The organism is Hydrotalea sp., assembly GCF_049968455.1.
Classification (GTDB): Bacteria; Bacteroidota; Bacteroidia; order Chitinophagales; family Chitinophagaceae; genus Hydrotalea.
In genome coordinates, this window is the sequence record NZ_JBMFQT010000003.1 from 74,132 (window position 1) to 75,381 (window position 1,250).

The following is a 1,250-nucleotide window of genomic DNA, read 5'->3' on the forward strand; positions in this document are numbered from 1 at the left end:
GACTCAACTCAGTGCCTATGAAATAATCAGGTTGTGATGCAAAACTAAACATTCCATCTACATACCAATTCAATACATTGCCAAAATGATGTCCTAAATAAGCATATCCGTAGCCTGAAAGTTCAGACTCAACATTATAACTTTGGTCATTAAAAAAATATTTGTTTATCAAAGCGCCTGTATACCAATTATTAAAACTAGTATTATAACCAATTGATAATGTATATAAATCAATTCGCTGTTGTGCAGAACTAGCTAAATAAGATAAAGATGCGGATGCAAAAAGTCCTGATTTATTGTAATAAGTTAAAGAAGGTGAAAAATAAGGCACAGCAACAGAATCTCTTCTTCCCATAAAAACGATGTCACTTGTATAATTTACACCTGCTTCAACATAAGAATATTTTTGTTCATTCTTTTTTAAATTCAGAGACGAGTCGGAGAGGCGACCATTTTCCTGACTATATAGTGGATTATAAATCATCATTAACACGATGATATAATATATATTTAAATGTATTCGCATACAATTAGAATTATTACAATTAGGTAATTGTATTTTACTTCAATAATGGCTTCAAAATATTTCTGATTAAAACAGCGCAAGCAATTGGCATAATCTATTGTAACAATGCCCCCTAATACATATTACAATACAATATTACCCACTTTGCATTGCGCTGAATAAATCTAAAATCAGAGTGAATGGTAAATAGTATATCAATTGTATCATCTATTTATTACCGTTCATGCCTTGCCTATTAGCTGCCGGTTTTGGAGGATTATTCTTACGCATAATCATATTGCGATACCGCTCAATTTCTTTATTCGTCATCATCTTTCTTTGATTAAATCTGTTTTGATTAAGGTATCTATTTCCATCCATATCCATACACTCACCATTGCGTAATTGATACTTCTCTTGATTAGCCAATTGATACATACCATTGGGTTCAATGGTTGCACCATTTTTTAATCGTAATTGTTCTCTTAACTGAAGCATTTCCCCATTCTTTACTTGATACAATTTACCATCACGCATCATTAAATGGTCTTCGGAATGAATGCGATCTCTTTTTTGAGTTTGATCTCTAAGTTGATCTTGTGTTTTGTCTTGTGTCCTGTCTTGAGTTTGAGTCTGAGCTCTTGCGACACCAACTATCATTAATGCCGACATCATAACTAAAAGTATCTTTTTCATAAAATTTTATTTAAAGTGATTAAAAATTAATAAAATAAAGTTACTACTC

2 protein-coding genes are annotated in these 1,250 nt (G+C 31.4%); both read right to left on the reverse strand.

The window, feature by feature from the left end; all coding sequences use genetic code 11:
- A partial coding sequence (locus ACP5P5_RS02960) for a hypothetical protein (RefSeq protein WP_428284624.1) occupies positions 1-526 on the reverse strand: 526 nt, incomplete at its 3' end.
- Positions 527-733: 207 nt separating this feature from the next.
- Complete coding sequence (locus ACP5P5_RS02965; protein WP_428284625.1) at positions 734-1,201, reverse strand: DUF6799 domain-containing protein; 468 nt, start codon at positions 1,199-1,201, stop codon at positions 734-736.
- Positions 1,202-1,250: the final 49 nt, after the last annotated feature.

What these genes read in the sequence shown, in the direction of transcription:
- ACP5P5_RS02965 (WP_428284625.1), bottom strand. Translation starts at nt 1,201, where the DNA reads ATGAAAAAGATACTTTTAGTTATGATGTCGGCATTAATGATAGTTGGT.